This is a genomic window from Pseudomonas benzenivorans, assembly GCF_033547155.1.
Classification (GTDB): Bacteria; Pseudomonadota; Gammaproteobacteria; order Pseudomonadales; family Pseudomonadaceae; genus Aquipseudomonas; species Aquipseudomonas benzenivorans_B.
This window is the reverse complement of record NZ_CP137892.1, coordinates 1518528-1543786: the sequence shown is the minus strand read 5'-3', so window position 1 is coordinate 1543786 and position 25259 is coordinate 1518528. Positions and strand designations below refer to the sequence as shown.

Below are 25259 nucleotides of genomic sequence, written 5' to 3'. Positions count from 1 at the left end.
TAGAGGGCGCCTATTCGGCGCCAGGGGTCGTTCAGGGGCGGCGGAATGCGGCGAAGGCCTCGAGCACCCGCGGCACGTCGGCGGCGGCGAAATCCAGGTGGGTGACCAGGCGCAGGCGCGGCGCCGCAATCAGGCGAATGTGCCGCTCGGCACAGAACGCCTTGAGCGCGTCGGCCTGCTGATCGAGTTGCACATAGACCATGTTGGTCTGCACCGGCTCGACCGCATAGCCCAGCTCGCCCAAGCCTGTGGCCAGGCGCTCGGCATTGGCATGGTCCTCGGCCAGACGCGCCACCTGATGCTCCAGTGCATAAAGGCCGGCGGCCGCCAGCACCCCGGCCTGACGCATGCCGCCGCCGACCATCTTGCGCAGCCGCCGCGCCTTGCCGATCAGCTCGGCGCTGCCGCACAGCACCGAGCCCACGGGAGCGCCCAGGCCCTTGGACAGGCACACCGACACCGAGTCGAAATGGCGGGTGATCTCGATGGCCTCCACCCCCAGCATGACCGCGGCATTGAACAACCGCGCACCGTCCAGGTGCAGGGCCAGGCCATGGCGGCGGGTCAGTTCGCGGGCGGCCGCCAGGTAGGCCTGCGGCAGCACCTTGCCCTGCATGGTGTTCTCCAGCGCCAGCAGGCGGGTGCGGGCGAAGTGGAAGTCGTCCGCCTTGATCGCCGCCTCGACCCGGGCCAGGTCCAACGAGCCATCGGCCTCCATCTCCAGCGGCTGCGGCTGGATCGAACCGAGCACCGCGGCGCCGCCGCCTTCGTACTTGTAGGTATGGGCCTGCTGGCCGACCAGGTATTCGTCGCCCCGCTCGCAGTGGGCCATCAGGCCGAGCAGGTTGCTCATGGTGCCGGTGGGCACGAACAGCCCGGCGGCGAACCCCAGCCGCGCGGCCAGGGATGCTTCCAGGCGGTTGACCGTCGGGTCCTCGCCATAGACGTCGTCGCCCAGCTCGGCGGCCAGCATGGCCTCGCGCATGCCGGGGGTGGGCTGGGTGACGGTGTCGCTGCGCAGGTCGATGACGGACATGAAAAGACTTCCCTGATGGTGACGAAAGTCTCGATGCTAAGGCGCCCGGGATGGACCGACAAGGTACAGATAGGCCCAGGTGGCACAGGACAGATGGCGCCGTGCGGGCCAAGCCGACGCCATCAGGCCGCACCGCACAGCCGCCATGGCAGCCGCACGCGAGTCAGGCGAGGAGCGGAGCCTCGGCGGGGACGATAAGAATGCCGGCACGCAGGCCGTTCTTCACCCGGGGGTTGGGGAAGATGATCCGCGCGCCCTGCTCCTCCACCACCCAGCGAGTGTCGCTGAGGTCCTCGGCGAGCAGGTAGCCGACCGGCAGTTCGCTGAAGTTCTCGACATCCGCCGGCAGGTGCAGGCGGAAGCCGTCGCTGTGCTTGATGACTTCCCGCGCCACGGCGAACAGCTGCAGGTCGCCGAACTCGCCGTCCTGGGTCTCGGGCTCGCGCCCTTCGATGATGCTGTGCAGGCGTGCCTCCAGGCGGTCCAGGTTGACTTCCTGGTTCTGGCCGAAGGCGCGGGCCTTGCCCAGCTCCAGGGTGAAGGCCTCGGCGCCGAGCTGACTGTAGGTGTAGGCGCTGAAGGTGGTCGAGGGCTTGTTGTGCAGCAGCACCGCCTCGACCCCCGCCGCGCTCAGCCGGGCCAGCTCGCGCTTGCTGCGTGCCCGCCCTTCCTGGAAGGGATAGAGGGCGAACTGCTCGATCTTCGAGCCACGAATGGCGGTGTGCAGGTCGTAGTGCAGGCGCGTGCGCCCGGGCTGACCGAAGAAGGTGGCGGCCAGGTGCTCCAGCTCGCAGGCGCGCATCGCCTCGAAGCCCGTGGTCATTTCATGGCGCCCGTTGAACAGGCGATTGATGTCCTGCTCGATATAGCGCTCGCCCTGGCGAATGGCGGCCGGATTGCCGAGCAGGAACAGCATGCGCGCCCGCGGCTTCAGCTCGCCGCTGGCGATGCCGTGCAACAGACGGTCGAGCAGCTCGATCGGCGCGGTCTCATTGCCGTGGATGCCGGCCGACAGCAGCAGATCGAGGCCATTGTCGCTGGCCGCTGGCGGCGTGACTTCCAGGGCGCCCTCGGCCAGCCAGCGCAACCGCGTGCCCTCGTGGGTCAGCTGGAGCTTCGCTGCCGGCTCATGGCCGGCCAGGGTCAGTTCGAGCAGTTTGCCGAGGGCGAGCATAGGGATTACCTCAATCGTGGTTGCAGTCGGGACCGTGAACGTGCTCGTCGTCGCCGAGCTCGGCCGGTTCCATTTCCAGCTCGAGACTGACCAGGTTGGTGGCCAGCGGACGCAGCAGCAGGTTGGCGTACTCGCTGTCGCCTTCGGCGACATCCACGCCGATCATCAGTTGGCCGTTGCCGACCTGTTGAATCCACACTTCCTTGCCCTGCCAGAGGACGGCAAAACGGGTGCAGGAGGTCTCCAGCTGGGTGCCGTCGGTATCTTCGAGGATCAGTTGCAGGGCGTCGGACATGGTCATCAGTACTCAGTTAAGTTGGGCTGGGTGGAGGTCGCGTTATACATCCATCGGTGGATCGATGAAGCGCGATCCACCCTACGGGTTCGTCGCCGTCAATCCAGCTGGAAGGGATATACCGAGCCCAGTTTAAGGATCTGCGTCAGTTCATCCAATGCCGCGCGGCATTCGAGGAGCAATTGCGGGTCGGCCAGATCGCCTTCACGCAGCTGGTCGCGGTAGTGCTTGTCGACCCACAGGTTGAGCCTGTCGTAGAGGCTCGGGGTCATGATCACCCCCGGGTTGACCGCCTCCAGCTCCTGCTCCTTGAGCGCCACGCGCAGACGCAGACAGGCCGGCCCGCCGCCGTTCTGCATGCTCTGCTTGAGGTCGAACACCTTGACCTCGCGGATCGGCCCCTGGCCCGCGGTCAGGCGCTCCAGGTAGTTCCACACGTTGGCGTTGTTGCGGCACTCCTCCGGCACGATCAGCAGCATGTGGCCGTCGGCGCGGGTCAACAGCTGGCTGTTGAACAGATAGGACTTGACCGCGTCCTCGACGCCGACCGCCTCGCGCGGCACGCACACCGCCTGGAAGTTGCCGCCACGGTGCGCCAGCTTGGTGCCCAGCTCGGCCAGCACCTTGTCGGTGTCGAGGAAGGCGTCCTGGTGATAGAACAGCACCTCGCCGTTGCCCACCGCTATCACATCGTTGTGGAACACGCCCTGGTCGATCACCGCCGGCGACTGCTGGGCATAGACCACGCCCTCCTCGGAGAGGCCATGCAGGCGGGCCACCGCCTGCGACGCCTCCAGGGTCTGGCGCGCCGGGTAACGCTGCGGGGCCGGGTAGCGCGCATCGAAGGCGCTGCGGCCGAACACGAAGAACTCCACCCCGGCCTCGCCGTAGCCCTTGCAGAAGCGCGTGTGGTTGGCCGCACCCTCGTCACCGAACTGACCGACCGCCGGCAGCGCCGCATGATGGGCGAAATAGCGCTGGTCGGCGAACATGGCACCGAGCACGCGGCTGGTGGTCGGGTGCTCGATGGAGCGGTGGTACTTGCAGTTGAGGTTCGCCGCGGTGAAGTGCACGCGGCCGTCCGCGGTGTCGGCGCTGGGGCTGACGGTGCAGGCGTTGGCGGTCCACATGCTGGAGGCCGAGCAGTTGGCGACCAGCAGCGGCATGGCCTCCTTGGCCGCCTTCTCGATCACCTGGGCGTCGCTGCCGGTGAAGCCCAGGCTGCGCAGCCCGGCGACGTTGGGCCGCTCCTGCGGGGCCAGTACGCCCTGCTTGAAGCCCAGTTCCATCAGCGCCTTCATCTTCGCCAGGCCCTGCTTGGCGGCTTCCTTCGGATTGGACACCGCCTGGCTATTGCTCTGCGAGGCGACGTTGCCGTAGGACAGGCCACCGTAGTTGTGGGTTGGCCCCACCAGCCCGTCGAAATTCACTTCAAAGGCATTGTTCACAGGCTTACTCCAGGAGTCAGGGTGGCGGGCAGGCTCAGGCTCTCGCTTTCCAGCGAGGCCACCGGATAGGCGCAGTAGTCGGCCGCGTAGTAGGCGCTGGCGCGATGGTTGCCGGAGGCACCGATGCCACCGAAGGGGGCACTGCTGGCCGCGCCGGTCAACTGCTTGTTCCAGTTGACGATACCGGCGCGGCTGTGCAGCCAGAAGCGCTCGTAGCTGGCCTTGGAGTCCGACAGCAGGCCGGCGGCCAGGCCGTACTGGGTGTTGTTGGCCTCGGCGATGGCGGCATCGAAGTCGGCGTAGCGCACGACCTGCAGCAGCGGACCGAAGAACTCCTCGTCGGCGCGCTCGGCGACCGCCGTGACATCGAGGATGCCCGGGGTCAACAGGGCCGCACTCGCCTCCGGCTGGGTCATCGCCAGCAGCGCCACGGCACCCTTGGCGAGCAGCGCCTGCTGCGCCTGCATCAGCTGCTCGGCAGCCTGCAGCGAAATCACCGAGCCCATGAAGGGCGCCGGCTGCTCGTCGAAACGGCCGACCTTGAGCTGGCCGGCGACCTGTACCAGGCGCGCCAGCAGGGCGTCGCCCCAGGTCCCTTCGGGCACCAGCAGGCGGCGCGCGCAGGTGCAGCGCTGACCGGCAGAGATAAAGGCCGACTGGATGACGGTGTAGACGGCGGCGTCGACATCGGCCACCTCGTCGACGATCAGCGGGTTGTTGCCGCCCATCTCCAGGGCCAGGATCTTCTCCGGGCGGCCGGCGAACTGGCTGTGCAGCAGGTTGCCGGTGCGGCTCGAGCCGGTGAAGAACAGGCCGTCGATGCCGGGGTGGCCGGCCAGGGCCACGCCGGTCTCCCGCGCACCCTGGACCAGGTTGAGCACGCCATCCGGCAGCCCGGCCTCGATCCAGCACTTGACGGTCAGCTCGGCGACCTTCGGGGTCAGCTCGCTGGGCTTGAACACCACCGCGTTACCCGCCAGCAGCGCCGGCACTATGTGGCCGTTGGGCAGGTGGCCGGGAAAGTTGTAGGGGCCGAACACCGCCACCACGCCGTGGGGCTTGTGGCGCAGCACGGCGGTGGCGTCGCCCAGGGGGCCGCTCTTCTCGCCGGTGCGCTCGCGGTAGCTCTGTACCGAGATGGCGACCTTGTTGACCATGCTGGTCACCTCGGTGGTCGCCTCCCACAGCGGCTTGCCGGTCTCCTCGCCGATCGCCCGAGCCAGCTCGTCAGCGTGACTCTTGAGGGCCACGGCGAAGCGTTCCAGCACGGCGATGCGGCCGTCCAGCGAATGCGCGGCCCAGCCCGGGAAGGCGGCGCGGGCGGCCTGCACCGCGGCCTCGACCTGCTGCGCGTCGGCGCCGCGGCCCTGCCACAGCACCTGCTGACTGACCGGATTCAAGGATTCCAGGGCCTCGCCCTGACCATCGCGCCAGCTACCGGCGATGAAATGAGTGCTCATGTTGTTCTATCACTCCCAGCATTTGCGGCAACCACCCGTTCGGCGGCTGCGTTATTCCAGCGCACCGCCGGAGCCGGCGGCGGTGCGCAACAATCAACCGCGTGCCGACAGCGGCACGGCGCGAACCTGATCGCCGGCGCCCAGCTGCAGGCGCTTGGCGGTCAGCGGATCGACCACCAGGGTGCCGGCGGCCAGACGCGCCGGGGCGGCGGTGATGCGGCAGTCGGCGCACTTGCGGTTGTGAATCAGATAGGGCGTGGCGTCGTCGCCGGGGGTGCCGATGGCCAGGACCAGCGCCTGACTGTCGCGCACCGCGCGGATCTTCGCGGTCTCGGCCTCGATGGCCGGGCCGGCGTCGAAGATGTCGACATAGCCCTGGTAGTGGAAACCCTCGCTTTTGAGCATCGCCAGCGCCGGCTCGGTATCGGGGTGGACGCGGCCGATCACCGCCCGCGCCTCCTCCGAGAGGAAGCAGGTGTAGAGCGGGAACTTGGGCATCAGCTCGGCGATGAAGGCCTTGTTGCCCACGCCGGTGAGGTAGTCGGCCTGGCTGAACTCCATCTTGAAGAAGTGCCGACCGAGGCTTTCCCAGAACGGCGAACGACCGCTGTCGTCGGACATGCCGCGCATCTCGGCGATCACCTTGTCGCCGAACAGCTCGCGGAACTCGGCGATGAACAGGAAGCGCGCCTTGGACAGCAGGCGCCCGTTCAGGCCGCTGCGGTGCTCGGCATGGAGGAACAGCGAGCACAGCTCGGAATTGCCGGTCAGGTCGTTGGCCAGGAACAGGGTGGGAATCTGCCGATGGATGTTCAGCTCCTGGGAGGCGCTGACGGTCAGGCCGACCCGGTAGTTGTACCAGGGCTCGCGCAGGCCGACGGCGCCGGCCACGGCCGAGATGCCGACGACCCGGCCGGCATCGTCCTCGAGGACGAACAGGTAATCGGCATCACCGCGCTCGGCATCGCCACGGAAGGCCTTCTCCGCCCAGCCGACGCGGTGCGCCAGGCGCTCCTCGTTGGCCGGCAGGGTGGTCAGGCCGGCGCCGGTGCTGCGCGCCAGGTCGATCAAGGCCGGAAGGTCGGCACTGCGTACGGGACGAACGATCATGCTGGCTCCTTAAACCGCGACCAGGCGCACGCTGGCGCCTTCGCCGACGCCCAGGGCTTCGGCGGCTTCAACACTGAGGGTGACCGGCTTGCCCGGCACCCAGTCGAGTTCCGCGACCAGGGCGCGGAAATCCTGCAACTGGCCGTTGCTCACCAGATAGGGACGGCGGTCCTTGCCCGGCTCGCCGAGTTTCACCGGGACCATGCGGCTCTGGGTGATGGAGCGAATCCCCGAGGTGCGCGCGTGCAGCGTCGGACCACCGTCGAAGATGTCGATGTAATTGTCCGTCTCGAAGCCCTCGCGCATGAGGATGTCGAAGGTCACCTGGGCGCGCGGATGCACCTGGCCCATGGCCTCCTGGGCGGCATCGGGCAACAGTGGCACATAGATCGGGTAGTTCGGCATCAGCTCGGCGAGGAAGGTTCGGCTCTTCAGGCCGCACAGGCGCTCGGCCTCGGTGTAGTTCATGTCGAAGAAGTTGCGCCCCACCGCATCCCAGAATGGCGAGTCGCCGGCCTCGTCGCTGTGGCCGACGATCTCCACCACCATGGCGTCGGCGAAACGCTCCGGATGGCTGGCGACGAACAGCAGGCGTCCCCGGGAGTTGAGCTCCGACCAGAGGCTGCCGACCAGCGGCCGCTCGATGTAGAAGCTGGTCAGCAGGCTGTTGCCGGTCAGGTCGTGACACAGCGACAGCACGTGGATCTTGTTGTGGATCTTCAGCTCGCGGGAGTTGTGCACGAAGGTTTCATTGCGAAAGCTGTAGAACGGCTCGCTATAGCCCGCCGAGGCGACGATGCCGGAGCAGCCGACCAGCTTGCCGGTGTTACTGTCCTCGAGCACGAAGAAATAGCTTTCTTCGCCGTTGAAGCTGACTTCTGCGGAAAAAGACGCCTCGGAGGCGGCGATCTTGTCGCGCAGGCGCGCGGCATCGTCCGGTAACGAAGTCACACCCACCGGGCTGTCCGCGGCGAGACGCTGCACTTCAGTGAGGTCGGCCATTTGCGCGGGTCGCATCACCAGCATGGTGTCACTCCTTCTAAGAAAAGCTCCGAGCCGCTCGCGACGAGCGACCCAGAGAAACCGCGGCACGGGCCGCGGCACACAAGAGACGGTCATCCTTGGTTTCGCTCCGCCCCCTCCATGGGGCGGTCAACAGCGCCGGCGCAGCCCTCAGCGAGGCCTGCGCCGAGCCGCCGGTCAGGCCTGGGTCAGCTTGGCCAGGGCGCGCTCGAAGCGCGCCAGGCCCTCGTCGATATCGGCATCCTCGACCACCAGGCTCGGGGCGAACCGCACCACGTCCGGGCCGGCCTGCAGGACCATCACGCCCTCCGCCGCCGCGGCATCGAGAATCGCCTTGGCCTTGCCCTTCCAGGCCTCGTTGAGCACGCAGCCGAGCAGCAGGCCGAGGCCGCGCACCTGGCCGAACACGCCATACTGCTCGCCGATCTGCTGCAGCTTGCGGGTGAAACGCTGCTGCTTGGCCTTGACGCCTTCGAGCACCTGGGGGGTATTGATCACGTCGATCACCGCCTCGGCCACCGCACAGGCCAGCGGGTTGCCGCCATAGGTGGTGCCGTGGGTACCGACCGCCAAGTGCTTGGCCAGTGCGCTGGTGGTGAGCATGGCGCCGATGGGGAAGCCGCCGCCCAGGCTCTTGGCACTGGAGAGGATGTCCGGGGTCACGCCGTAGTGCTGATAGGTGAACAGCGAGCCGCTGCGGCCCATGCCGCTCTGCACCTCGTCGAACACCAGCAGCGCATTGTGCTGGTCGCACAGCTGACGCGCCCCTTCCAGGTAGGCCTGATCGGCCGGCAGCACGCCGCCCTCGCCCTGGATCGGCTCCAGCACCACGGCGCAGGTCTTGTCGGAGATCGCCGCCTTCAGCGCCTCCAGATCGTTGTAGGGGACATGGGTGATGCCCTGGATCTTCGGCCCGAAGCCGTCGGAATACTTGGGCTGACCGCCGACGCTGACGGTGAACAGGGTACGGCCGTGGAAGCTGTTGGTCGCCGCGATGATCTCGTGCTTCTCCGGGCCGAAGCGGTCGTGGGCGACGCGACGGGCCAGCTTGAAGGCGGCCTCGTTGGCCTCGGCACCGGAGTTGCAGAAGAACACCCGCTCGGCGAAGGTGGCGTCGATCAGCTTCTTCGCCAGGCGCAGGGCCGGCTCGTTGGTGAACACGTTGGAGATGTGCCACAGGGTATTGGCCTGCTCGGTCAGCGCGCCGACCAGGGCCGGGTGGCAATGGCCCAGGGCATTGACGGCGATGCCGCCGGCGAAGTCGATCAGCTCGCGACCCGCTTGATCCCAGACTCGCGACCCCTCGCCGCGCACCGGAACGAAGGCGGCAGGCGCATAGTTGGGCACCATCACTTGGTCGAAATCGGCGCGTTGCACCGGGTCGTGCTGAACAGACATTGGCATTCTCCTGAATAAGGAACACCTGCATTGACCGCAGGCGATGGGGAGGATTGTAGGGATTGATCCGGGGGCGGCATTGTCGCCATGCGACAACTTCTTATAGCGCCACCCCGGGCAAATCCAACGCTTACGAAAATGCGACAGAAAGCGTCGGGAAGGCGCAGTTTAAACGCAGTTCGCCGCATTGGCGCACGCGCCGCGCAAATTCCCCACAAGGTGACCGACAGGTTTTCGCCAGGGTGCCGCCCAGCGCCCGAGCGGCCGCCCGGCGCTTCGCGGACGGCGCGGCTAGGCGGGGGCCGGCGCCGCCTGCAGCACCGGCGGAAGGCTGAGGTTGAGAAACTCGTTGAGTTCGAGCTTCTGCGCCATCGCATCCTGGTAACCCAGTTCGATCAGCTCGTTGCAGTAACCGGACTCGAACAACAGGTAGCTGAGCACCCCGGCGCCGCTGGCCCGGGTCGCCCCCGGTCCGCGCAGGAACAGGCGCAGCGCGGCTGGCAGCTCGTGACGGTGGCGCGCGGCGATCTCGTCCACCGGTTGGCTCGGCGAGATCACCAGCACCTCCACCGGCTTGAGTCCCCCGCCCCGCGGCCGTTCCTCGGGCGGCACCAGGCGACTGAGCTGGTTGATCCGCTCGAGCAACTCGATATCGCCCTCCAGGCTGTCGATAAAGGTGCTGTTGAGCATGTGGCCGCCGATCTGCGCCAGGGTCGGCGGCTTGACGTCGTGGGGGCGCACCACCGCGCTATTGGCATCCTCGCCCTGGGGGTTGCCGCTGACCCCGATCACCAGCACCCGACTGGCCCCCAGGTGCAGCGCCGGGCTGATCGGCGCCGACTGGCGCACCGCGCCGTCGCCGAAGTATTCGCGGTTGATCCGCACCGGCGGGAACACCAGGGGAATGGAGGCGCTGGCCAGCAGGTGCTGCAGCGCCAGGCGGGTCGGCACGCCGACCCGGCGATGGCGGAACCAGGGGTCGATGGTCGCGCGCCCCTGATAGAAGGTCACCGCCTGGCCGGTCTCGTAGCCGAACGCCGTCACCGCCACGGCGCGCAAGCGGCGCCGACGCACCGCCGCGGCGATCCCGGAGAAATCCAGCTCCCGCTCGAGCAGCTTGCTCAAGGGCGAGCTGTCCAGCAGCGCCACCGGCACCTGCGCCCCCAGCCCGAGCAGGCTGTGGCCGATGAAGCGCGTGGCCTGATGCAGCACGCCCGACCAGTCGCTGCGGTACACCTGATGGGTATGAAACCCCTGCCAGACTTCGGTCAGGCGGCGGACCGCCTCGCCGAAATGCAGGGCACCGCAGGCCAGGCTGACCGCGTTGATGGCCCCGGCCGAGGTGCCGACTATGACCGGAAAAGGGTTGTGCTCGGCATTGGGCAGCAGGTCGGCGATGGCCGCCAGCACACCCACCTGATAGGCCGCCCGCGCTCCACCACCGGAAAGAATCAGCCCGGTCACGGGCTGACTGGATGGAGCGGAGTGCGTCATAGGCCGGTTCCCGTATTTTCTAGCCAGTATAGAGAGCGACGCGGCCGGATCATGAACTAGGCGCGGCTTTTCCGGTAGAGCTTGGACTCGCCTGCCGGGCGCGTCTTGAAGCGTCGATGCGCCCACAGGTATTGCTCGGGACAGGCCCCCACCGCCCGCTCGATCCACTGGTTGATGCGCAGGCAGTCGGCCTCCTCGCTGTCCCCGGGGAAATCCGCCAGCGGCGGATGCACCACCACCTTGTAGCCCGAACCATCGGCCAGGCGTTCCTGAGTGAAGGGGATCACCCGCGCACGGCCCAGGCGGGCGAACTTGCTGGTGGCGGTGACCGTGGCGGCCGGTACGCCGAACAGCGGCACGAAGATGCTGCGCTGGGCGCCATAATCCTGATCCGGCGCATACCAGACCACGCCCCCGGCGCGCAGCAGCTTGAGCATGCCACGCACATCGTCGCGCTCGATCACCCCGAGCAGGCGCTGCTCGCGGCCACGGCGCTGGACATAGTCGAACAGTGGATTCTTGTGCGGCCGATACATGCCATACATGTCCTGCTGCATGCCGAGCAGGCCGCCGCCCATTTCCAGGGTGGTGAAATGCAGGGCCATGAGGATCACCCCCTGGCCCTCGGCCTGGGCCTGCTGCAGATGCTCCAGCCCCTCCAGGCGCCCCAGTTTGCGCAGGCGCGCGGGCGGCCACCACCAGCTGATCGCCATCTCGAAGAAGGTCATGCCGGTGGAGGCGAAGTTTTCCCGCAACACCCGCTGACGCTCGGCCGCCGACCACTGGGGAAAGCACAGTTCCAGATTGCGCGCGGCGATCTGCCGCCGCGACCGTGCCAGGCGGTACATCAAGGCACCCAACCAGCGCCCCAGGCGCATCAGCACCGGGTAAGGCAACAGCGAGACCAGCCACAACAGGCCGAGCCCCAGCCACAGCAGCCAGAAACGCGGGTGAAGAAAAGAACCCCGAAACACTGGACGATCCATGAACGATCCCGCACAACAGCCAAAGCCGGGCATTCTACCAGCACTTGCCGCGGAGTCGCCGCGGCTTGCGACCCACCGACGATCTCGCTATAAGTCCCCGGCAACCTACGCGACCCGCTCCCTCCTTCTATACAGGCGCATCAGGCAGACCATGAGCCAAGCCGATCTACTCGACCAAGACCCCGTGTTCCAGCTCAAGGGCAGCATGCTCGCCATCACCGTGCTGGAGCTGGCGCACAACGACCTGGAGCGCCTCGATCAGCAGCTGACGGAAAAGGTCGCCCAGGCGCCGCAGTTCTTCAGCAACACGCCGCTGGTGCTGGCCCTGGACAAGCTGCCCGCCGCAGAGAACAACCTCGATCTCGCCGCGCTGATGAGCCTGTGCCGCAAGCACGGCCTGCGCACCCTGGCGGTACGCGCCAGCCGAGCCGACGACATCGCCGCCGCCGACGCCCTGGATCTGCCGGTGCTCCCCCCCTCCGGCGCCCGCGAGCGCCAGCTCGAACTGACGCCCAAACCGCCGGAAAAACCGGCCGAGCCGGAACTCAAGCCGACCAAGATCGTCACAACCCCGGTACGCGGCGGTCAGCAGGTCTATGCCCAGGGCGGCGACCTGATCGTCCTGGCGCCGGTCAGCGCCGGCGCCGAACTGCTCGCCGACGGCAATATCCACGTCTATGCCCCCATGCGCGGCCGCGCCCTGGCCGGGATCAAGGGCAACACCCAGGCGCGGATTTTCTGTCAACAAATGGGCGCCGAACTGCTGTCGATCGCCGGCCAATACAAGGTCGCCGAGGACCTGCGCCGCGACCCGCTGTGGGGCGATGCGGTGCATGTCAGCCTGTCGGGTGACGTGTTGAACATCACCCGCCTTTAACGGATACTGCGGCCAATTTTAAGGGACACAAAGGGCATCCGGACGCCTCGCGCGGCCGCCAGATTCCCGCTTTTATCTTCACATTTTGGGGTGAATCACCTTGGCCAAGATCCTCGTAGTCACGTCCGGCAAGGGTGGCGTGGGCAAAACCACCACCAGCGCCGCCATCGGTACCGGCCTCGCCCTGCGCGGGCACAAGACTGTCATCGTCGACTTCGACGTCGGCCTGCGTAACCTCGACCTGATCATGGGCTGCGAACGCCGCGTGGTGTACGACTTCGTCAACGTGGTCAACGGCGAAGCGACCCTGACCCAGGCGCTGATCAAGGACAAGCGCCTGGAGAACCTCTACGTGCTGGCCGCCAGCCAGACCCGCGACAAGGACGCCCTGACCCTGGAGGGCGTGGAGAAGGTCATCAACGAGCTGTCGCAGAACTTCGAGTACGTGGTCTGCGACTCGCCCGCCGGCATCGAGAAGGGCGCCCACCTGGCCATGTACTTCGCCGACGAGGCGATAGTCGTGACCAACCCGGAAGTCTCCTCGGTGCGCGACTCCGACCGCATGCTCGGCCTGCTGGCGAGCAAGTCGCGCCGCGCCGAGAAGGGCGAGGAGGCGATCAAGGAGCACCTGCTGCTGACCCGCTACAACCCCGAGCGCGTGACCAAGGGCGAAATGCTCGGCGTGGAAGACGTCGAGGAAATCCTCGCCATCCGCCTGCTCGGCGTGATCCCCGAATCGCAGGCGGTGCTCAAGGCCTCCAACCAGGGTGTACCGGTGATTCTCGACGACCAGAGCGACGCCGGCCAGGCGTACAGCGATGCCGTCGACCGCCTGCTCGGCAAGGAAGTGCCGCACCGCTTCCTCGACGTGCAGAAGAAAGGACTCATGCAACGCCTGTTCGGAGCCCGCTGATGAATATTTTCGACTTCTTTCGCGAACGCAAGAAGGAAACCCCCGCCTCCATCGCCAAAGAACGCCTACAGATCATCGTCGCCCACGAGCGTGGCCAACGCAGCCAGCCGGACTACCTGCCGGCCCTGCAGCAGGAGCTGGTCGAGGTGATCCGCAAATACGTCGCCATCGACTCGGATCAGGTCCAGGTCGCCCTGGAGAACCAGGGCAGCTGCTCGATCCTGGAGCTCAATATCACCCTGCCGGATCGCTGATCCGGCGCCCAGGCCTTATGTTTCCCGGCATCGGCGACCTCGGTCGCCGATGTCGTTTGCGGACCCCACGATGCCCCTCAGCCAGATTGAAATCCTCCACCAGGACGCCGCCCTGCTGGTGATCAACAAACCCACCCTGCTGCTCTCGGTGCCCGGTCGCGCCGAGGACAACCGCGACTGCCTGGTCACCCGCCTGCAGGAGAACGGCTACCCGGAGGCGCGCATCGTCCACCGCCTGGACTGGGAAACCTCGGGCATCATCGTCCTGGCCCGGGATGCCGACAGCCACCGCGAGCTGTCCCGGCAGTTCCACGACCGCGAGACGGAGAAGGCCTACACCGCGCTGTGCTGGGGCCAGCCCGAGCTGGACAGTGGCAGCATCGACCTGCCGCTGCGCTACGACCCGCCGACCAAGCCGCGCCATGTGGTCGACCATGAACTGGGCAAGCACGCCCTGACCTTCTGGCGGGTGTTGGAGCGCTGCGGCGACTATTGCCGCATCGAGCTGACGCCGATCACCGGCCGCTCGCACCAGCTGCGGGTGCACATGCTGTCGATCGGCCACCCGCTGCTCGGCGACCGCCTCTATGCCCACGCGCAGGCCCTGGCCGCCCATGAGCGCCTGTGCCTGCACGCCAGCATGCTGACCCTGAGCCACCCGCACAGCGGCGAACGCCTGCGCTTCGAGTGCCCCGCGCCGTTCTGAGCCCCCCAGGCGCGGCAGCAAGCCGCGCCGTCCCCTGCGCCAGGCAAATGCCCGTCCGGCATAAGGCATTTCAGAATGTTCTAAGGCTCGGCCTTGAAGCCCCGCGTGCACGCCAACATATTTTCTAGCGACGGGGCTTGAGGCCTCGGCCTTGAGCACCGCAAACGAATCTCTGGTCAACCAGCCAAGGAGGTTTGCGATGTACGAGTCCCTTCTCAACTTTCCCAACGGCCTGCTCGCCGAGTTCGAACGCCTGCAGCGCGAGCTGCAGCAGGACTACGCCGGTCTCGGCCGGCCGGGCAGCATCCGTGCGGTCGCCAGCGGCGCCTTCCCGGCGCTCAACGTCGGCAGCACGACCTCGAGCATCGAGGTCTACGCCTTCGCCCCGGGGATCGACCCGGACAAGCTCGACGTGCAGATCGATCACGGCCTGCTGACCATAGTCGGCGAGCGCGAGGGCGATCGGCCGGGCGACAACGGCAGCCTGTCGGTCTATGCCAACGAGCGCTTCAGCGGTCGCTTCAAGCGCACGGTGAGCCTGTCCGACGACGCCGACCCGGACAAGGTCGAGGCGTCCTATCGCGACGGCGTGCTGCATATCAAGGTGGCGCGGCGCGAGTCGGCCCAACCCAAGCGCATCACCGTCCAGTAACAACCCAGGCATTGAAGGAGGAAGCCACGATGAGCGAGAAGAAAACCGTGAGCCGCCCCGAGCGTGCCGAAGAAACCCAGACCTTGCTGCCGCGGGTGGATGTGTTCGAGGACAAGGACGGCATCCTGCTGCTCGCCGACCTGCCCGGCGTGCCGAAGGACAAGCTCGACCTGAGGGTCGAGAACGATACCCTGACCCTCGAAGGCGAGATCGCCACGGCGACGCCAGAAGGCATGGAGGCGGTCTACGCAGAGGTCCGTCTGGCGCGTTACAAGCGCGCCTTCGCCCTGAGCAGCGAACTGGATAGCCAACGGATCGACGCACAGCTGCGCAATGGCGTGCTCAAGCTGCGCATTCCCAAGCATGCCCATGCGCAACCGCGCAAGATCGTCGTCAAGAGCGCCTGAACCGCCGCGGGCGGGCCCACACGCCCGCCCGCGGCCTGGAGGTGACCCATGGACAGACTCAACGAACTGAAACACGGCCTGGAGGAGACCTGGCACTCGCTCGGCGAGGGCTGGCGTCAGGTGCTCGACCGCGCCAGCGGGGCCCTGACCCGCTTCACCCCCAGCGGTCGCGACAAGCGCGAGGAAATCCCGCCGCCGGCGGCCGGGTCCGCCAGCGCCGAATTCCCCTCGAGCAGCTGGGCGCTGCTGGCCGGCGACCTGTACGAGGACGCCGACAAGTTCGTCGTGCGCCTGGAAGTACCGGGGCTGGACAAGCAGGACCTGGACATCGAGGTGCGTGGCGACGTGCTGGTGGTGCGTGGCGAGAAACGCTACGAGCAGGAATCGAGCAGCGGCCACTACCGCATTCGCCAGTGCGCCTTCGGCCGCTTCCACCGCAGCATCCCCCTGCCGCTGCCGGTGCTCGCCAACAAGACCGCGGCCCACTACCGCAACGGCGTGCTGCGCATCGAGCTGCCCAAGGCCGAACACGCCCGCGGCCGCCGCATCGAGGTGCGCACCGGCTGATGCCCGGTGAACCGGTTGCCCCCATGTGCGGTCGGGGCAACCGGCCATTAGACATTGATAATTATTAGCACTTACTTTAGATTTCCTGTCTTTTCGCACCGGGCTCTCCGGTGCGCCTGTTCACCCGCCCTATCGGCCGATCTGGAGCGCGCATGTTCGAACTGGACGCCGTCACCTACCACTTGCCCGACCGCCCCCTGCTGCACCCCCTCGACCTGCGTCTGGCCGAAGGGCAGATGGTCGGCCTGATCGGCCACAATGGCTCCGGCAAATCCACCCTGCTCAAGCTGCTGGCGCGCCAGCAGCTGCCCAGCGGCGGGCGCATCCTGCTCGATGGCAAGCCGGTGCAGGACTGGGGCAACCGCGCCTTCGCCCGCCGGGTGGCCTACCTGCCGCAGCAATTGCCTGCCGCCGACGGCCTCAGCGTGCGCGAACTGGTCGGTTTCGGGCGCTACCCCTGGCACGGCCCCCTCGGCCGCCTCAAGGCCGAAGACCGGGCCAGGATCGAGCGGGCACTGCAGCTCACCGACACCCAGCGCTTCGCCGAACGCCTGGTGGACAGTCTCTCCGGCGGCGAGCGCCAGCGGGTCTGGCTGGCCATGCTGCTGGCCCAGGACAGCCGCTACCTGCTGCTCGACGAGCCCACCTCGGCCCTGGACATCGCCCATCAGGTGGAAGTCCTGGCCCTGGTGCGCAAGCTCTGTGCGGAACTGGGCCTGGGCGTGGTGGTGGTGCTGCACGACATCAACCTGGCGGCGCGCTACTGCGACCGCCTGGTGGCCCTGCACAGCGGGCGCCTGCTGGTCGAGGGCAGCCCGGCACAACTGATGACCAGCGACACCCTGGCGTCCATCTACGGCATCGGCATGACCGTCATGCCCCACCCGCGCGCCCAGGCGCCCATCGCCGTGGTCCATTGAGCATGCGTCTGGCCGTACTCCTGGGCCTGTGCCTGGCCTTGCTCGGCCTGCCGGCCGCCGCCGCACCGCAACGGATCGCGGTGATCGACTGGGGCCTGACCGAGACCCTGCTGGCCCTGGGCGTGACGCCCCAGGCGGTGGCCGAGGTGGACGGCTACAGGCGCTGGGTCGCCGCGCCAGCGTTACCCGCCGAGGTCCAGGACCTGGGCCTGCGCACCGAGCCGAACCTGGAGCTGCTCAGTCAACTGGCGCCGGAGCTGATCCTCATCACCCCGCAGTTCGAGAATGCCCGCGCCGCCCTGGAGCGCATCGCCCCGGTACGCAGCCTGACCCTGTTCGCCCCGGACAGCGACCCCTACCTCAATGCCCAACGCGTCACCCGCGAGCTGGGCCAGCTGTTCGACCGCCAGGCCGAGGCCGAAGCGCTGATCCGGCGCGTCGACGAGGGCCTGGCCCGCACTCAGCGGCGGCTCGGCGATGCCCAGCGGCCGCTGTACCTGGTGCACTTCATGGATGACCGCCATGTCCGGGTGTATGGCCAGCACAGCCTCTACCAGTCGGTGCTCGCCCGCCTGGGCCTGCGCAACGCCTGGACCACGCCGGGCAGCTACTGGGGCTTCTCCAACACCGGAATCGAGCGCCTTATCGAGCAACCGGACGCCCGCCTGCTGTATTTCCGCCCGCTACCGCTGGATGCCGAACGCCAGTTGGCCAATAGCGCCCTGTGGCAGAACCTGCCGATGGTGCGCGACGGCCGCGTGCATGCCCTGGCCGAAGTCTGGAGCTTCGGCGCCCTGCCCAGCGCCGAGCGCTTCGCCCGGCAGTTGCAACGGGCCCTGCCGAACGAGACCCCGCCATGACCGACACCCTCGCCAGCCGCAAACCGGCGCTGTTCTGTATGGCGCTGTTCGCCGCCTGCCTGGCACTGGCCCTCGGCGACCTCGGCCTGCGCCTGCCCAGCGCCCTGTGGGGCCAGGCGCTGTGGCAGCCGGACCTCGGCGACCTGCGCCAGGTGCTGGCCCACTACAGCTGGTTGCCACGCCTGTGCATGACCCTGCTGTGCGGCGCCAGCCTGGCCCTGGCCGGCCTGCTGATGCAGCAGGTGCTGCGCAACCCGCTGGCCTCGCCGACCACCCTCGGGGTCGCCGGCGGCGCACAGCTGGCCCTGACCCTGGCCACCCTGTTCGCGCCGCAGCTATTGCTGGCCCGCGAGTGGCTGGCGATGGGCGGTGGCGCCCTGGCCAGCCTGCTGGTGTTCGCCCTGGCCTGGCGCCGGGCGATGAGCCCGCTGGCGCTGATCCTCGCCGGCCTGGTGGTCAGCCTCTACCTGAGCGCGCTGAACATCGCCCTGATGATGCTGCAACCCCAGGGCCTGACCGCGCTGTTCATCTGGGGGGCGGGCTCGCTCAGCCAGCACAACTGGGACGCCGTGCTGTTCCTCGCCCCGCGCCTGGCCCTGGCCCTGGCGCTGTTGCCGCTGTTGCTGCGCCCGCTCAGCCTGCTGGACTTGCAGGACAGCGGCGCGCGCAGCCTCGGCGTCTCCCTGCCCGGCCTGCGCCTGGCCGGCCTGGGCCTGGGGGTGTTCCTCACCGCCTGCGTGGTCAGCAGCGTCGGCGTGATCGGCTTCATCGGCCTGGCCGCACCCGCCATCGCCCGCCTGCTCGGCGCGCGCACCCTGGGCCAGCGCCTGCTCTGGTCGCCCCTGCTGGGCGCCGCCCTGCTCTGGCTCACCGACCTGCTGGTGCAGTGGATCGCCGGTCCCTTCCGCGAGTTGCTGCCCACCGGCGCGGTCGCCGGCCTGCTCGGCGCACCGCTGCTGCTCTGGCTGATCCCACGTCTGCGCCTGGCCGACCACCCAGCGCCGAGCGGCATGGCCATGCCGGTCGGCCGCCGCGCCGAGCGCGGCCTGGTTCCGCTGGTCGCGCTGCTGGGCCTGGCGCTGCTGCTGGCGTTGGCCCTGGGCCAGGGCCCGGACGGCTGGCGTTGGCACCTGGCCGAGTCCCTGCTCGAGCTGCGCGCGCCGCGGGTGATCGCCGCCGCGGCCGCCGGGCTGATGCTGGCCCTGGCCGGCACCCTGATCCAGCGCCTGACCGGCAACCCCATGGCCAGCCCGGAGCTGATGGGCATCAGCGCCGGCGCCGCCCTGGGCCTGCTGGCGGCGGTGTTCCTGCTGCCCGCCGCCGGCTTCCTGCCGCGCCTGGCGCTGGGCGCTCTGGGGGCGACACTGACACTGCTGGCCCTGCTCTGGCTCGGCCGGCGCTCCGGCTTCGCCCCGCAGCGTCTGCTGCTGGCGGGCATCGCCCTGAGCGCGCTGTTCGATGCGGTGCAGGTGCTGGTACTGGCCCTCGGCGATCCCCGCGGCCAGCAGCTGCTGGCCTGGCTGTCCGGCTCCACCTATTTCGTCGACGCCAGCATGGCCGCCTGGGCCCTGGGCCTGGCGCTGCTGTTGCTGCTGCTCTGCCTGCCCGCCACCCGCTGGCTGGAACTGCTGCCGTTGGGCGCCGGCACCGCCGGCAGCCTCGGTGTGCCCCTGGCGCGCAGTCGCCTGCTGCTGCTCGGCCTGGCCGCCCTGCTCAGCGCGGCGGCCACCCTGGTGCTCGGCCCGCTGAGCTTCGTCGGCCTGATGGCCCCGCACCTGGCGCGCCTGCTGGGCTTCGGTCGCGCCCGCAGCCAGTTGCTGGCCGGCGCCCTGCTCGGTGCGCTGGTGATGGTGCTGGCCGACTGGCTGGGGCGCAACCTGCTGTTCCCCGCCCAGCTCCCCGCCGGCCTGCTCGCCGCCCTGCTGGGCGGCGCCTATCTGATGTGGGGCCTGAGCCGGCGCTGAGGATCTGCATAGCCACGCGACCTCCGGCCCGAGCATCGGCCGGATGGGTATCGCTGCGCTCGGCCCATCCTGCGTCCGGCACAAGCGCTGGTAGCTGTATTTGCGGGATTGGGGGGAGCGCGCCGATGGCAAGGCTGCCGCGCCGCGCCCCCCGTGCTCAGGGTTCCTGGGGCAGCCCCGAGGCCAAGGCCAGCTCGCCGCGATAACCCGGTGGCGGGTTGTCGATATGCGGGCAGTTCTCGCACAGCGCATAGCCCGGCAGCAGGTAGCGGATGCAGCACTGCCGACGCTGGCGCAGGGGGTCCTCGGCGCCCTCGCGAGGCACATAACGGATCGGCTGATAGAGCGGATTGGCGCGGCCATCCGGGCGCAGGCGACTGTCCAGCAGGCGCTTGCCGTCGGCCAGCATAGCCTCCGGCAGCGGCAAGGCGGCGAGGCTGGAGAGAATCCATTCGAAGTAGTTGCCGGCATTGCTCCAGAGCACCCGCGGGGCGACCTTGGCGCAACCATTCAAGGCCTGGATAAAGGGCAACAGGTTAGCGTCCAGCAGCTCGGCGAAACGCTCGAAGGGATCGCCCGGCGGCGCCGGCCAGCGCTCGCCGGCATGGGGCAGCTTGAAGGCGGCCGGCAGGCCATCGTCGCCGACGATCACCTGGATCCGCTGGAAATCCAGCGGCAAGCGCCAGCCCAGCACCAGGCTGGCGGCCACCACCGGCGGAATCAGGCGCAGGAAATAGTACTTGGACCACAGCGACACCCGCGCCCGCCGGTCGCCCCCGACCTGCTCGGGGGCGAAGCGCGCCAGCAGCGCCTCCAGCTGCTCCGGCGCCACCAGCTCCGGCCCGGACAGGGCCGGGCGCGGGTCGTCGGCGAGCACCAGCACCTCGCGGTAATGGCCGAAGGGCCCCTGGAACAACGGCGCCAGGGCGGGGATCAACGACGGCCTCCCGGGACGCTGCTCAGGCGCATGCCACCGCCTGGGGCCGCAGACGACCGTCGATCAAGGCATCCACCACCTCCTGGGAACGCACCGAGAGCACCGACAACAGGGTATCGCTGAGGCCGTGGCTGGCCTCGCAACAGCCCTGCAGGAAGATGCCGGGGTGGAAACCCTCGCGACTCGGCAGACGGTAGCTGCGCGCCACCTCACCCTCGCCGAGGTAACCGGCCACGCCCTCCAGCAGGCGCTTGTAGCCGTCGCGGCGATAGCCGGTGGCGAGGATCACCCCGTCGAACTCGCGCACTTCGCGGGCATGGTGCTGGCGGTCCAGCAGGTTGAGGGCGATGCCCTCGACACCGGCCCGCACCTCCTGAATCTGCCGATTGGCCAGCAGGTGCTGGCGCACCTTGCCGGTGACCCGCTGCAGGTAGAGGTCCTGGTAGACGCGCTCGATCAGGTCGAGATTGACCACCGAGTAGTTGGTGTGGCTGAAGCTGCGGATCAGCTGCTGGCGCATGGCTTCGGGCTGCTGGTAGATCAGGTCGGTGTAGCCCGGGTCGAAGATCTCGTTGATGAACGGGCTGTCGTCGGCCGGGCGCAACGCCGGGCTGCGCATGATCAGGCTCAGTTCGGCATTGGGGTAACGCCCGCCGAGATCGGTGAAGATCTCCGCCGCACTCTGGCCGGCGCCGATCACCGCCAGACGGTACGGCGCCTCGCGTTCGGCGCACAGCGTCTCGATGCGCGCCAGATAGGCGGAGGAATGGATCACCCGCGGGTCGTTGCGCAAGGGCGCGAAGGCCTCGGGAATGCTCGGCTGGCCACCGATGCTCACCACCAGGTTACGGGCCAGGCGCGTACGGGTGCGGCCATCGGCCTGGCGCGTGGTGACCTTCAGGCGCTGCACCTCGCCGCGCTCCTCCTGCGCCTCGACGGCGATCACCTCCTCGCCATAGTGCACGCGCTCGGCGAAATGACCGGCCGCCCAAGCCAGGTAGTCGTTGTACTCCAGGCGCGACGGGGTGAAGGTGCCGATATTGATGAAGGGTTCCAGGCGACGCTTCTGGTGCAGGTAGTTGAGGAAGGTGAAGCGGCTCGCCGGGTTGCGCAGGGTCGCCAGGTCCTTGAGAAAGGAAATCTGCATGCGGCTGTCTTCCAGCAGCATGCCGCCGTGCCACTCGAAGTCCGCCTTCTTCTCCAGGAAGCAATAGCGCAGGCCGCGCTCGCGCACCCGCGCATCCTCGTCCAGGGCCACCGCGATGGCCAGGTTGGCCGGGCCGAAGCCCAGGCCGATTACATCGTATTCCAGCGTTTCAATGCTCATGTCAGGCTCGATCCTCTGTGTGCATGGCTCGTCTTAGGGTGCGCGGCGCGCACCTTGCCCAACCTCATCAGTAGCGGCCGCGTTCGGGCGCGGCTCCTTTTTGAAAGATCTCGGCCCCTGCGGCCCGGCTCAAGCCAGGGCGCAACGGTCGAAGAACACCTCGCGCGGCAGCACCATCAGCGCCGCACGCTTGTGCGGAAAGTCGAACTCCTTGGCCTTGTGGTAGCCCTGGGCCTGCAGGTGCTGGATCATCCGCGCATTGTCGGCGCGGGGTTCGGCGACAACGCGCTGGGTACGCGGTTCGTCGAGCAGCAGGTAGTGGCTGAGCGCGCCCAGCCAGGCCGCCACCTTGTGCGGTCCACGGTGATGCTCCTCGCCCACCAGCATATGGATGCCGCGGTCGTAGTCGCCCGCCTGGTAGAACGGGGCGATGCGATCCTCCTTGGCCCAGTAGGCCTCGTAGTAGGCGAAGGGCTCGTCATCCAGGCAGCCGATCAGGGTCAGCACCCTCGGATCGGCGGCCAGCGCCTCCAGGTAGCGGCGGTGCTGCTCCAGGTCGCCCTGCTCCTGCCAGAACGCCGCGACCCGCGCGCTGTTCTGCCAGCGATTGAAGCGCGGCAGGTCCGCCTCGATGTCCAGGGTGCGCAGGGACATCCAGGCGCCCAGGCGGGCATCGAAGCGGCGGTACACCTCGCCCACCGGCTTGGGCGGACGGCGCGGGTGACGCCGGCCGCTGGCGTGCATCACCAGCTGCTGCGGGTAACCGGCACTCGCCGGCGCGCGCAGGAAGGGCCCCGGCAACTGCCAGAACAACTCGCGCTCGATCCGCAGGTCCTCGCCCTCGCCCAGCAGCAGGCCGCTGGCGCGCAAGGCCGGGTCGACCTCGGCCAGCGCCAGGCGCAGCGCCTGCCGGTCCGGATCGCCGGCGAAGCAGCAGTAGGCCAGCAGCCAGAGCGCCTCGGCCTGCTCGGCCAGAGGCAGCTCCAGCGGCTGCAGGCGCCCGTCGGCCAGGCGCCGCACGCGCAGCAGGGGCTGCCCGTCCAGGCGCAGGGCCAGTTCCTGTTCGCCTTGGCTGACGGCCAGCCGCCGCCCATCGGGCAGCGGCAAAGCCGCGAGGGCATTACCAGGCATAGTTGACGGACGCGATGACATTGCGGCGGTTGCCGTACCAGCAGTAGTAGTCACAGGCGGTGATGTACTCCTTGTCGGTGAGGTTGTTGGCGTTGAGCTGGACGCGGAAGTTCTCCCAGTCGTAGCTGACCACCGCATCGAGCAGGGTGTAGGACGGCACCTCCAGGCTCTCGGTGTTGTCGCCGTAGGACGAGCTGGTATGACGGGCACCGGCGCCGAAGGCCAGGCCATCGAGGCTGCCGCCCTTGACCTTGTAGTGCGCCCAGATGGAGGCCAGCTCGTCGGCCACGTTGGCCGGGGTCTTGCCCACTTCGGTCGGACGCGTGCTCTTGGTGGTCTCCACATCCAGCTTGGTGTAGCTGGCCACCAGGCTCAGGGACTCGCTGAGGTCGGCCTGGGCCTCCAGCTCCAGGCCGCGGCTGCGTACCTGGCCAAGTTGGGTCTGGATGCCGCCCGGCAGGGTCTTGCGCACGTTGTCCTGGGTCAGCTCGAACAGGGCCATGGTGAACAGGCCGCTGAAGCCCTGCGGCTGGAACTTCAGGCCGATCTCCTTCTGCTCGCCCTCTTCCGGCATGAACGGCTTGCCGGTGCTGGTGTTGAGGCTGGTGACCGGGGTGAAGAACTCGGAGTAGCTGGCGTAGGGTGTCAGGCCGTTGTCGAACAGGTAGGCCACCCCGCCACTGGCGGTGAACTGCTGGTCGCTGACCTGGAAGCCGGCGCCGGTGGTGCGGTTGTCGAAGTCGTAGCGGGTCTCGTCGTAACGGCCGCCCAGCGTGAAGACCCAATGGTCGTCGAGCTTGAGCTGCTCCTGCAGGTAGTAGCCGAACTGATCGGCGCGGGTGTCCTTGTCCTGCAGGGCGAACGCGCCGATGGGCTGGCCGTAGGTGGGGGTGATGGTGCCCACCATCGGCAGGGTGACCGGCGCGGCACGCTTGGGGTTGTAGATATCCAGCAGCGGCACCACCGGGAAGCCGGGGTCGCTGGCCGGGCTCTTGGTGTCGATGTTCAGCAGCTGGTAGTCGAAGCCCAGCAGCAGGTTGTTCTCCCAGCCATTGCCGATCCAGTTGCCGAGCATGCGGTTGTCCACCGACAGGCTTTCCGCCTGACCGTCCTCGTAGGTCAGGCCACGGGCGATCAGGCGCCGGCTCGGGTCGAGCCCGGGGAAGGAATCGTTGACGAAGCCCAGGCTGTAGAGCTGGCGCAGCTCCAGGTCGAGGTGACCGTAACGCAGGTTCTGCTGGAACTCCCAGGCGTCGCTGAAGCGGTGGTTGAGCTCGTAGCCGAGGGTCAGCTGGGTGCGGTCGAACTTCTCGTAACCCGGATCGCCGACCGCGGTGTCGGTGTCGATCTTGCCGTTGGGGTTGGCGGCGATGGTGCCGCTGGCCGGCAGGAACTGCAGCTGCGGGTCGGAGTTGTCCTTCTGCACGCTGGCCAGCAGGGTCAGCGAGGTGTCCGGGTTGAAGTTGATCGTCAGCGAGGGCGCCAGCAACAGGCGTTCGGCGCCGACGTCGTCGACCTGGGTGCCGGTATCGCGGCTCAGCGCCACCACGCGATAGAGCAGGTCGCCGTCATCGTCCAGCTTGCCGCCGACGTCCATGTGCATCTGCTTGCGATCGAAGCTGCCGTACTGCACGCCGATCTCGTTGCGCGCCGCCAGGGTCGGCCGCTTGCTCTGCAGGTTGATCAGCCCGCCCGGCGGGGTCTGGCCGTAGAGTACCGAGGAAGCGCCCTTGAGCACCTCGATGCGCTCGAGCATGTAGGGGTCGATCTGCCAGCTGAAGAAGCCGCTGGAGAACACCCGCGCACCATCCATGAACAGGCCGTTGTTGGCCTGCTTGAAGCCGCGGATGACGAACCAGTCCTGCTTGTTGTCCTCGCCGAAGTAACCCGCCTGGATGCCGGCGGAGTAACGCAGGGCGTCGCTGACGGTGAGGACGTTGCGGTCCTTCATCTGCTGCTCGGTGACCACCGAGACCGAGCGCGGGGTTTCACGCAGGGGCGTGTTGATCTTGGTGGCGCTGCGGCTGTTCTTCGCCACGTAGCCGCTGTCGTCGGTCACCGGGCTGCTCAGCTTGCCGGTGATTTCCATCGATTCCAGCTCGGTCACCCCGTCGGCCGCCCGGGCCAGGCCAGCGGACAGCGCCAGCGCGCAGCCCAGGGCCAGGGACAGACGGCAGCGCGCAAACGGCGCACGCGACGGGTACTTCGACAGACCTTGCATGTGACTCCTCCCCATAAAATTTAAATCAGAAGTATTCGTATTTACTTGTCTAGTCCTAATAGACGAACCAGAGCGGCAAAAATTTAGGCGCCCTCGCAC

General features: G+C 68.0%; 24 protein-coding genes. 10 read left to right on the top strand and 14 right to left on the bottom strand.

All coding sequences use genetic code 11. The features are described from left to right. Window positions 1-31 precede the first annotated feature (31 nt). The 10 genes from ltaE to SBP02_RS07070 all read right to left on the bottom strand — a co-directional run bounded on the left by ltaE (window position 32) and on the right by SBP02_RS07070 (window position 11424). Entirely contained in the window at window positions 32-1036 is a 1005-nt protein-coding gene (gene ltaE, locus SBP02_RS07115; RefSeq protein WP_318645700.1) for a low-specificity L-threonine aldolase, read from the bottom strand. Window positions 1037-1199: 163 nt separating this feature from the next. Then, window positions 1200-2210: a succinylglutamate desuccinylase gene (astE, locus tag SBP02_RS07110; RefSeq protein WP_318645699.1), complete on the bottom strand. Its 1011-nt coding sequence runs from the start codon at window positions 2208-2210 to the stop codon at window positions 1200-1202. 10 nt (window positions 2211-2220) lie between these two features. Next, on the bottom strand, window positions 2221-2505 hold the full coding sequence (locus tag SBP02_RS07105) for a topoisomerase II (RefSeq protein WP_213640553.1): 285 nt from the start codon (window positions 2503-2505) through the stop codon (window positions 2221-2223). A gap of 98 nt (window positions 2506-2603) precedes the next feature. Next, a complete protein-coding gene (gene astB / locus SBP02_RS07100; protein WP_318645698.1) occupies window positions 2604-3953 on the bottom strand; it encodes an N-succinylarginine dihydrolase in 1350 nt (449 codons plus the stop codon). After that, on the bottom strand, window positions 3950-5413 hold the full coding sequence (astD, locus tag SBP02_RS07095) for a succinylglutamate-semialdehyde dehydrogenase (RefSeq protein ID WP_318645697.1): 1464 nt from the start codon (window positions 5411-5413) through the stop codon (window positions 3950-3952). Before astD ends, astB begins: the two co-directional genes overlap by 4 nt. 93 nt (window positions 5414-5506) lie before the next feature. After that, window positions 5507-6523, bottom strand: coding sequence for an arginine N-succinyltransferase (gene astA / locus SBP02_RS07090; protein WP_318645696.1), 1017 nt, complete (start codon window positions 6521-6523; stop codon window positions 5507-5509). A 9-nt stretch (window positions 6524-6532) separates the two neighbouring features. Then, complete coding sequence (aruF, locus tag SBP02_RS07085) at window positions 6533-7549, bottom strand: arginine/ornithine succinyltransferase subunit alpha (RefSeq protein ID WP_318645695.1); 1017 nt, start codon at window positions 7547-7549, stop codon at window positions 6533-6535. Between the two features lie 174 nt (window positions 7550-7723). Then, window positions 7724-8944 carry an aspartate aminotransferase family protein gene (locus SBP02_RS07080; RefSeq protein ID WP_318645694.1) on the bottom strand — a complete coding sequence of 407 codons (1221 nt, stop codon included), beginning with the start codon at window positions 8942-8944 and terminating at the stop codon, window positions 7724-7726. A gap of 291 nt (window positions 8945-9235) precedes the next feature. After that, window positions 9236-10438: a patatin-like phospholipase family protein gene (locus tag SBP02_RS07075; protein WP_318645693.1), complete on the bottom strand. Its 1203-nt coding sequence runs from the start codon at window positions 10436-10438 to the stop codon at window positions 9236-9238. A gap of 56 nt (window positions 10439-10494) precedes the next feature. Next, a complete protein-coding gene (locus tag SBP02_RS07070) occupies window positions 10495-11424 on the bottom strand; it encodes a lipid A biosynthesis lauroyl acyltransferase (protein ID WP_318645692.1) in 930 nt (309 codons plus the stop codon). Between the two features lie 151 nt (window positions 11425-11575). Between SBP02_RS07070 and minC the strand changes: the two genes are divergently transcribed. The 10 genes from minC to fhuB all read left to right on the top strand — a co-directional run bounded on the left by minC (window position 11576) and on the right by fhuB (window position 19544). Next, a complete protein-coding gene (gene minC / locus SBP02_RS07065) occupies window positions 11576-12301 on the top strand; it encodes a septum site-determining protein MinC (RefSeq protein WP_318645691.1) in 726 nt (241 codons plus the stop codon). A 100-nt stretch (window positions 12302-12401) separates the two neighbouring features. Further along, the gene (gene minD / locus SBP02_RS07060; protein ID WP_318645690.1) at window positions 12402-13214 is read left to right on the top strand and encodes a septum site-determining protein MinD; all 813 of its coding nucleotides are present in this window, start codon (window positions 12402-12404) and stop codon (window positions 13212-13214) included. After that, complete coding sequence (minE, locus tag SBP02_RS07055; protein ID WP_318645689.1) at window positions 13214-13468, top strand: cell division topological specificity factor MinE; 255 nt, start codon at window positions 13214-13216, stop codon at window positions 13466-13468. The genes minD and minE overlap by 1 nt, the downstream gene beginning before the upstream one ends. A gap of 70 nt (window positions 13469-13538) precedes the next feature. Beyond that, the gene (locus SBP02_RS07050) at window positions 13539-14174 is read left to right on the top strand and encodes an RluA family pseudouridine synthase (protein WP_318645688.1); all 636 of its coding nucleotides are present in this window, start codon (window positions 13539-13541) and stop codon (window positions 14172-14174) included. Between the two features lie 199 nt (window positions 14175-14373). Further along, on the top strand, window positions 14374-14826 hold the full coding sequence (locus tag SBP02_RS07045) for an Hsp20/alpha crystallin family protein (protein WP_318645687.1): 453 nt from the start codon (window positions 14374-14376) through the stop codon (window positions 14824-14826). Between the two features lie 29 nt (window positions 14827-14855). Then, window positions 14856-15233, top strand: coding sequence for an Hsp20/alpha crystallin family protein (locus SBP02_RS07040; RefSeq protein WP_318645686.1), 378 nt, complete (start codon window positions 14856-14858; stop codon window positions 15231-15233). Between the two features lie 48 nt (window positions 15234-15281). Then, window positions 15282-15800 carry an Hsp20/alpha crystallin family protein gene (locus SBP02_RS07035; RefSeq protein ID WP_318645685.1) on the top strand — a complete coding sequence of 173 codons (519 nt, stop codon included), beginning with the start codon at window positions 15282-15284 and terminating at the stop codon, window positions 15798-15800. Window positions 15801-15952: 152 nt separating this feature from the next. Beyond that, a complete protein-coding gene (locus tag SBP02_RS07030) occupies window positions 15953-16720 on the top strand; it encodes an ATP-binding cassette domain-containing protein (RefSeq protein ID WP_318645684.1) in 768 nt (255 codons plus the stop codon). Window positions 16721-16722: 2 nt separating this feature from the next. Further along, entirely contained in the window at window positions 16723-17580 is an 858-nt protein-coding gene (locus SBP02_RS07025) for an ABC transporter substrate-binding protein (RefSeq protein WP_318645683.1), read from the top strand. Next, window positions 17577-19544: a Fe(3+)-hydroxamate ABC transporter permease FhuB gene (gene fhuB / locus SBP02_RS07020; RefSeq protein ID WP_318645682.1), complete on the top strand. Its 1968-nt coding sequence runs from the start codon at window positions 17577-17579 to the stop codon at window positions 19542-19544. The genes SBP02_RS07025 and fhuB overlap by 4 nt, the downstream gene beginning before the upstream one ends. 157 nt (window positions 19545-19701) lie before the next feature. Here fhuB and fhuF read toward each other — a convergent pair whose 3' ends face one another. The 4 genes from fhuF to SBP02_RS07000 all read right to left on the bottom strand — a co-directional run bounded on the left by fhuF (window position 19702) and on the right by SBP02_RS07000 (window position 25160). Next, a complete protein-coding gene (gene fhuF, locus SBP02_RS07015; RefSeq protein WP_318645681.1) occupies window positions 19702-20481 on the bottom strand; it encodes a siderophore-iron reductase FhuF in 780 nt (259 codons plus the stop codon). A gap of 22 nt (window positions 20482-20503) precedes the next feature. Beyond that, entirely contained in the window at window positions 20504-21808 is a 1305-nt protein-coding gene (locus SBP02_RS07010) for a lysine N(6)-hydroxylase/L-ornithine N(5)-oxygenase family protein (protein ID WP_318645680.1), read from the bottom strand. A 129-nt stretch (window positions 21809-21937) separates the two neighbouring features. After that, entirely contained in the window at window positions 21938-22939 is a 1002-nt protein-coding gene (locus tag SBP02_RS07005) for a GNAT family N-acetyltransferase (protein WP_318645679.1), read from the bottom strand. Next, window positions 22929-25160 carry a TonB-dependent siderophore receptor gene (locus SBP02_RS07000; protein WP_318645678.1) on the bottom strand — a complete coding sequence of 744 codons (2232 nt, stop codon included), beginning with the start codon at window positions 25158-25160 and terminating at the stop codon, window positions 22929-22931. The genes SBP02_RS07005 and SBP02_RS07000 overlap by 11 nt, the downstream gene beginning before the upstream one ends. Window positions 25161-25259: the final 99 nt, after the last annotated feature.

Excerpts from the sequence above, each read along its gene's own strand:
- fhuB (WP_318645682.1), top strand. The coding sequence starts at position 17,577 with ATGACCGACACCCTCGCCAGCCGCAAACCGGCGCTGTTCTGTATGGCG.
- minE (WP_318645689.1), top strand. The coding sequence starts at position 13,214 with ATGAATATTTTCGACTTCTTTCGCGAACGCAAGAAGGAAACCCCCGCC.
- SBP02_RS07075 (WP_318645693.1), bottom strand. The coding sequence starts at position 10,438 with ATGACGCACTCCGCTCCATCCAGTCAGCCCGTGACCGGGCTGATTCTT.
- astD (WP_318645697.1), bottom strand. The coding sequence starts at position 5,413 with ATGAGCACTCATTTCATCGCCGGTAGCTGGCGCGATGGTCAGGGCGAG.
- SBP02_RS07030 (WP_318645684.1), top strand. The coding sequence starts at position 15,953 with ATGTTCGAACTGGACGCCGTCACCTACCACTTGCCCGACCGCCCCCTG.
- SBP02_RS07050 (WP_318645688.1), top strand. The coding sequence starts at position 13,539 with ATGCCCCTCAGCCAGATTGAAATCCTCCACCAGGACGCCGCCCTGCTG.
- SBP02_RS07080 (WP_318645694.1), bottom strand. The coding sequence starts at position 8,944 with ATGTCTGTTCAGCACGACCCGGTGCAACGCGCCGATTTCGACCAAGTG.
- SBP02_RS07025 (WP_318645683.1), top strand. The coding sequence starts at position 16,723 with ATGCGTCTGGCCGTACTCCTGGGCCTGTGCCTGGCCTTGCTCGGCCTG.
- SBP02_RS07035 (WP_318645685.1), top strand. The coding sequence starts at position 15,282 with ATGGACAGACTCAACGAACTGAAACACGGCCTGGAGGAGACCTGGCAC.
- SBP02_RS07040 (WP_318645686.1), top strand. The coding sequence starts at position 14,856 with ATGAGCGAGAAGAAAACCGTGAGCCGCCCCGAGCGTGCCGAAGAAACC.
- SBP02_RS07045 (WP_318645687.1), top strand. The coding sequence starts at position 14,374 with ATGTACGAGTCCCTTCTCAACTTTCCCAACGGCCTGCTCGCCGAGTTC.
- minC (WP_318645691.1), top strand. The coding sequence starts at position 11,576 with ATGAGCCAAGCCGATCTACTCGACCAAGACCCCGTGTTCCAGCTCAAG.
- astE (WP_318645699.1), bottom strand. The coding sequence starts at position 2,210 with ATGCTCGCCCTCGGCAAACTGCTCGAACTGACCCTGGCCGGCCATGAG.
- SBP02_RS07000 (WP_318645678.1), bottom strand. The coding sequence starts at position 25,160 with ATGCAAGGTCTGTCGAAGTACCCGTCGCGTGCGCCGTTTGCGCGCTGC.
- SBP02_RS07105 (WP_213640553.1), bottom strand. The coding sequence starts at position 2,505 with ATGTCCGACGCCCTGCAACTGATCCTCGAAGATACCGACGGCACCCAG.
- SBP02_RS07010 (WP_318645680.1), bottom strand. The coding sequence starts at position 21,808 with ATGAGCATTGAAACGCTGGAATACGATGTAATCGGCCTGGGCTTCGGC.
- ltaE (WP_318645700.1), bottom strand. The coding sequence starts at position 1,036 with ATGTCCGTCATCGACCTGCGCAGCGACACCGTCACCCAGCCCACCCCC.
- SBP02_RS07005 (WP_318645679.1), bottom strand. The coding sequence starts at position 22,939 with ATGCCTGGTAATGCCCTCGCGGCTTTGCCGCTGCCCGATGGGCGGCGG.
- aruF (WP_318645695.1), bottom strand. The coding sequence starts at position 7,549 with ATGCTGGTGATGCGACCCGCGCAAATGGCCGACCTCACTGAAGTGCAG.
- SBP02_RS07070 (WP_318645692.1), bottom strand. The coding sequence starts at position 11,424 with ATGGATCGTCCAGTGTTTCGGGGTTCTTTTCTTCACCCGCGTTTCTGG.
- astA (WP_318645696.1), bottom strand. The coding sequence starts at position 6,523 with ATGATCGTTCGTCCCGTACGCAGTGCCGACCTTCCGGCCTTGATCGAC.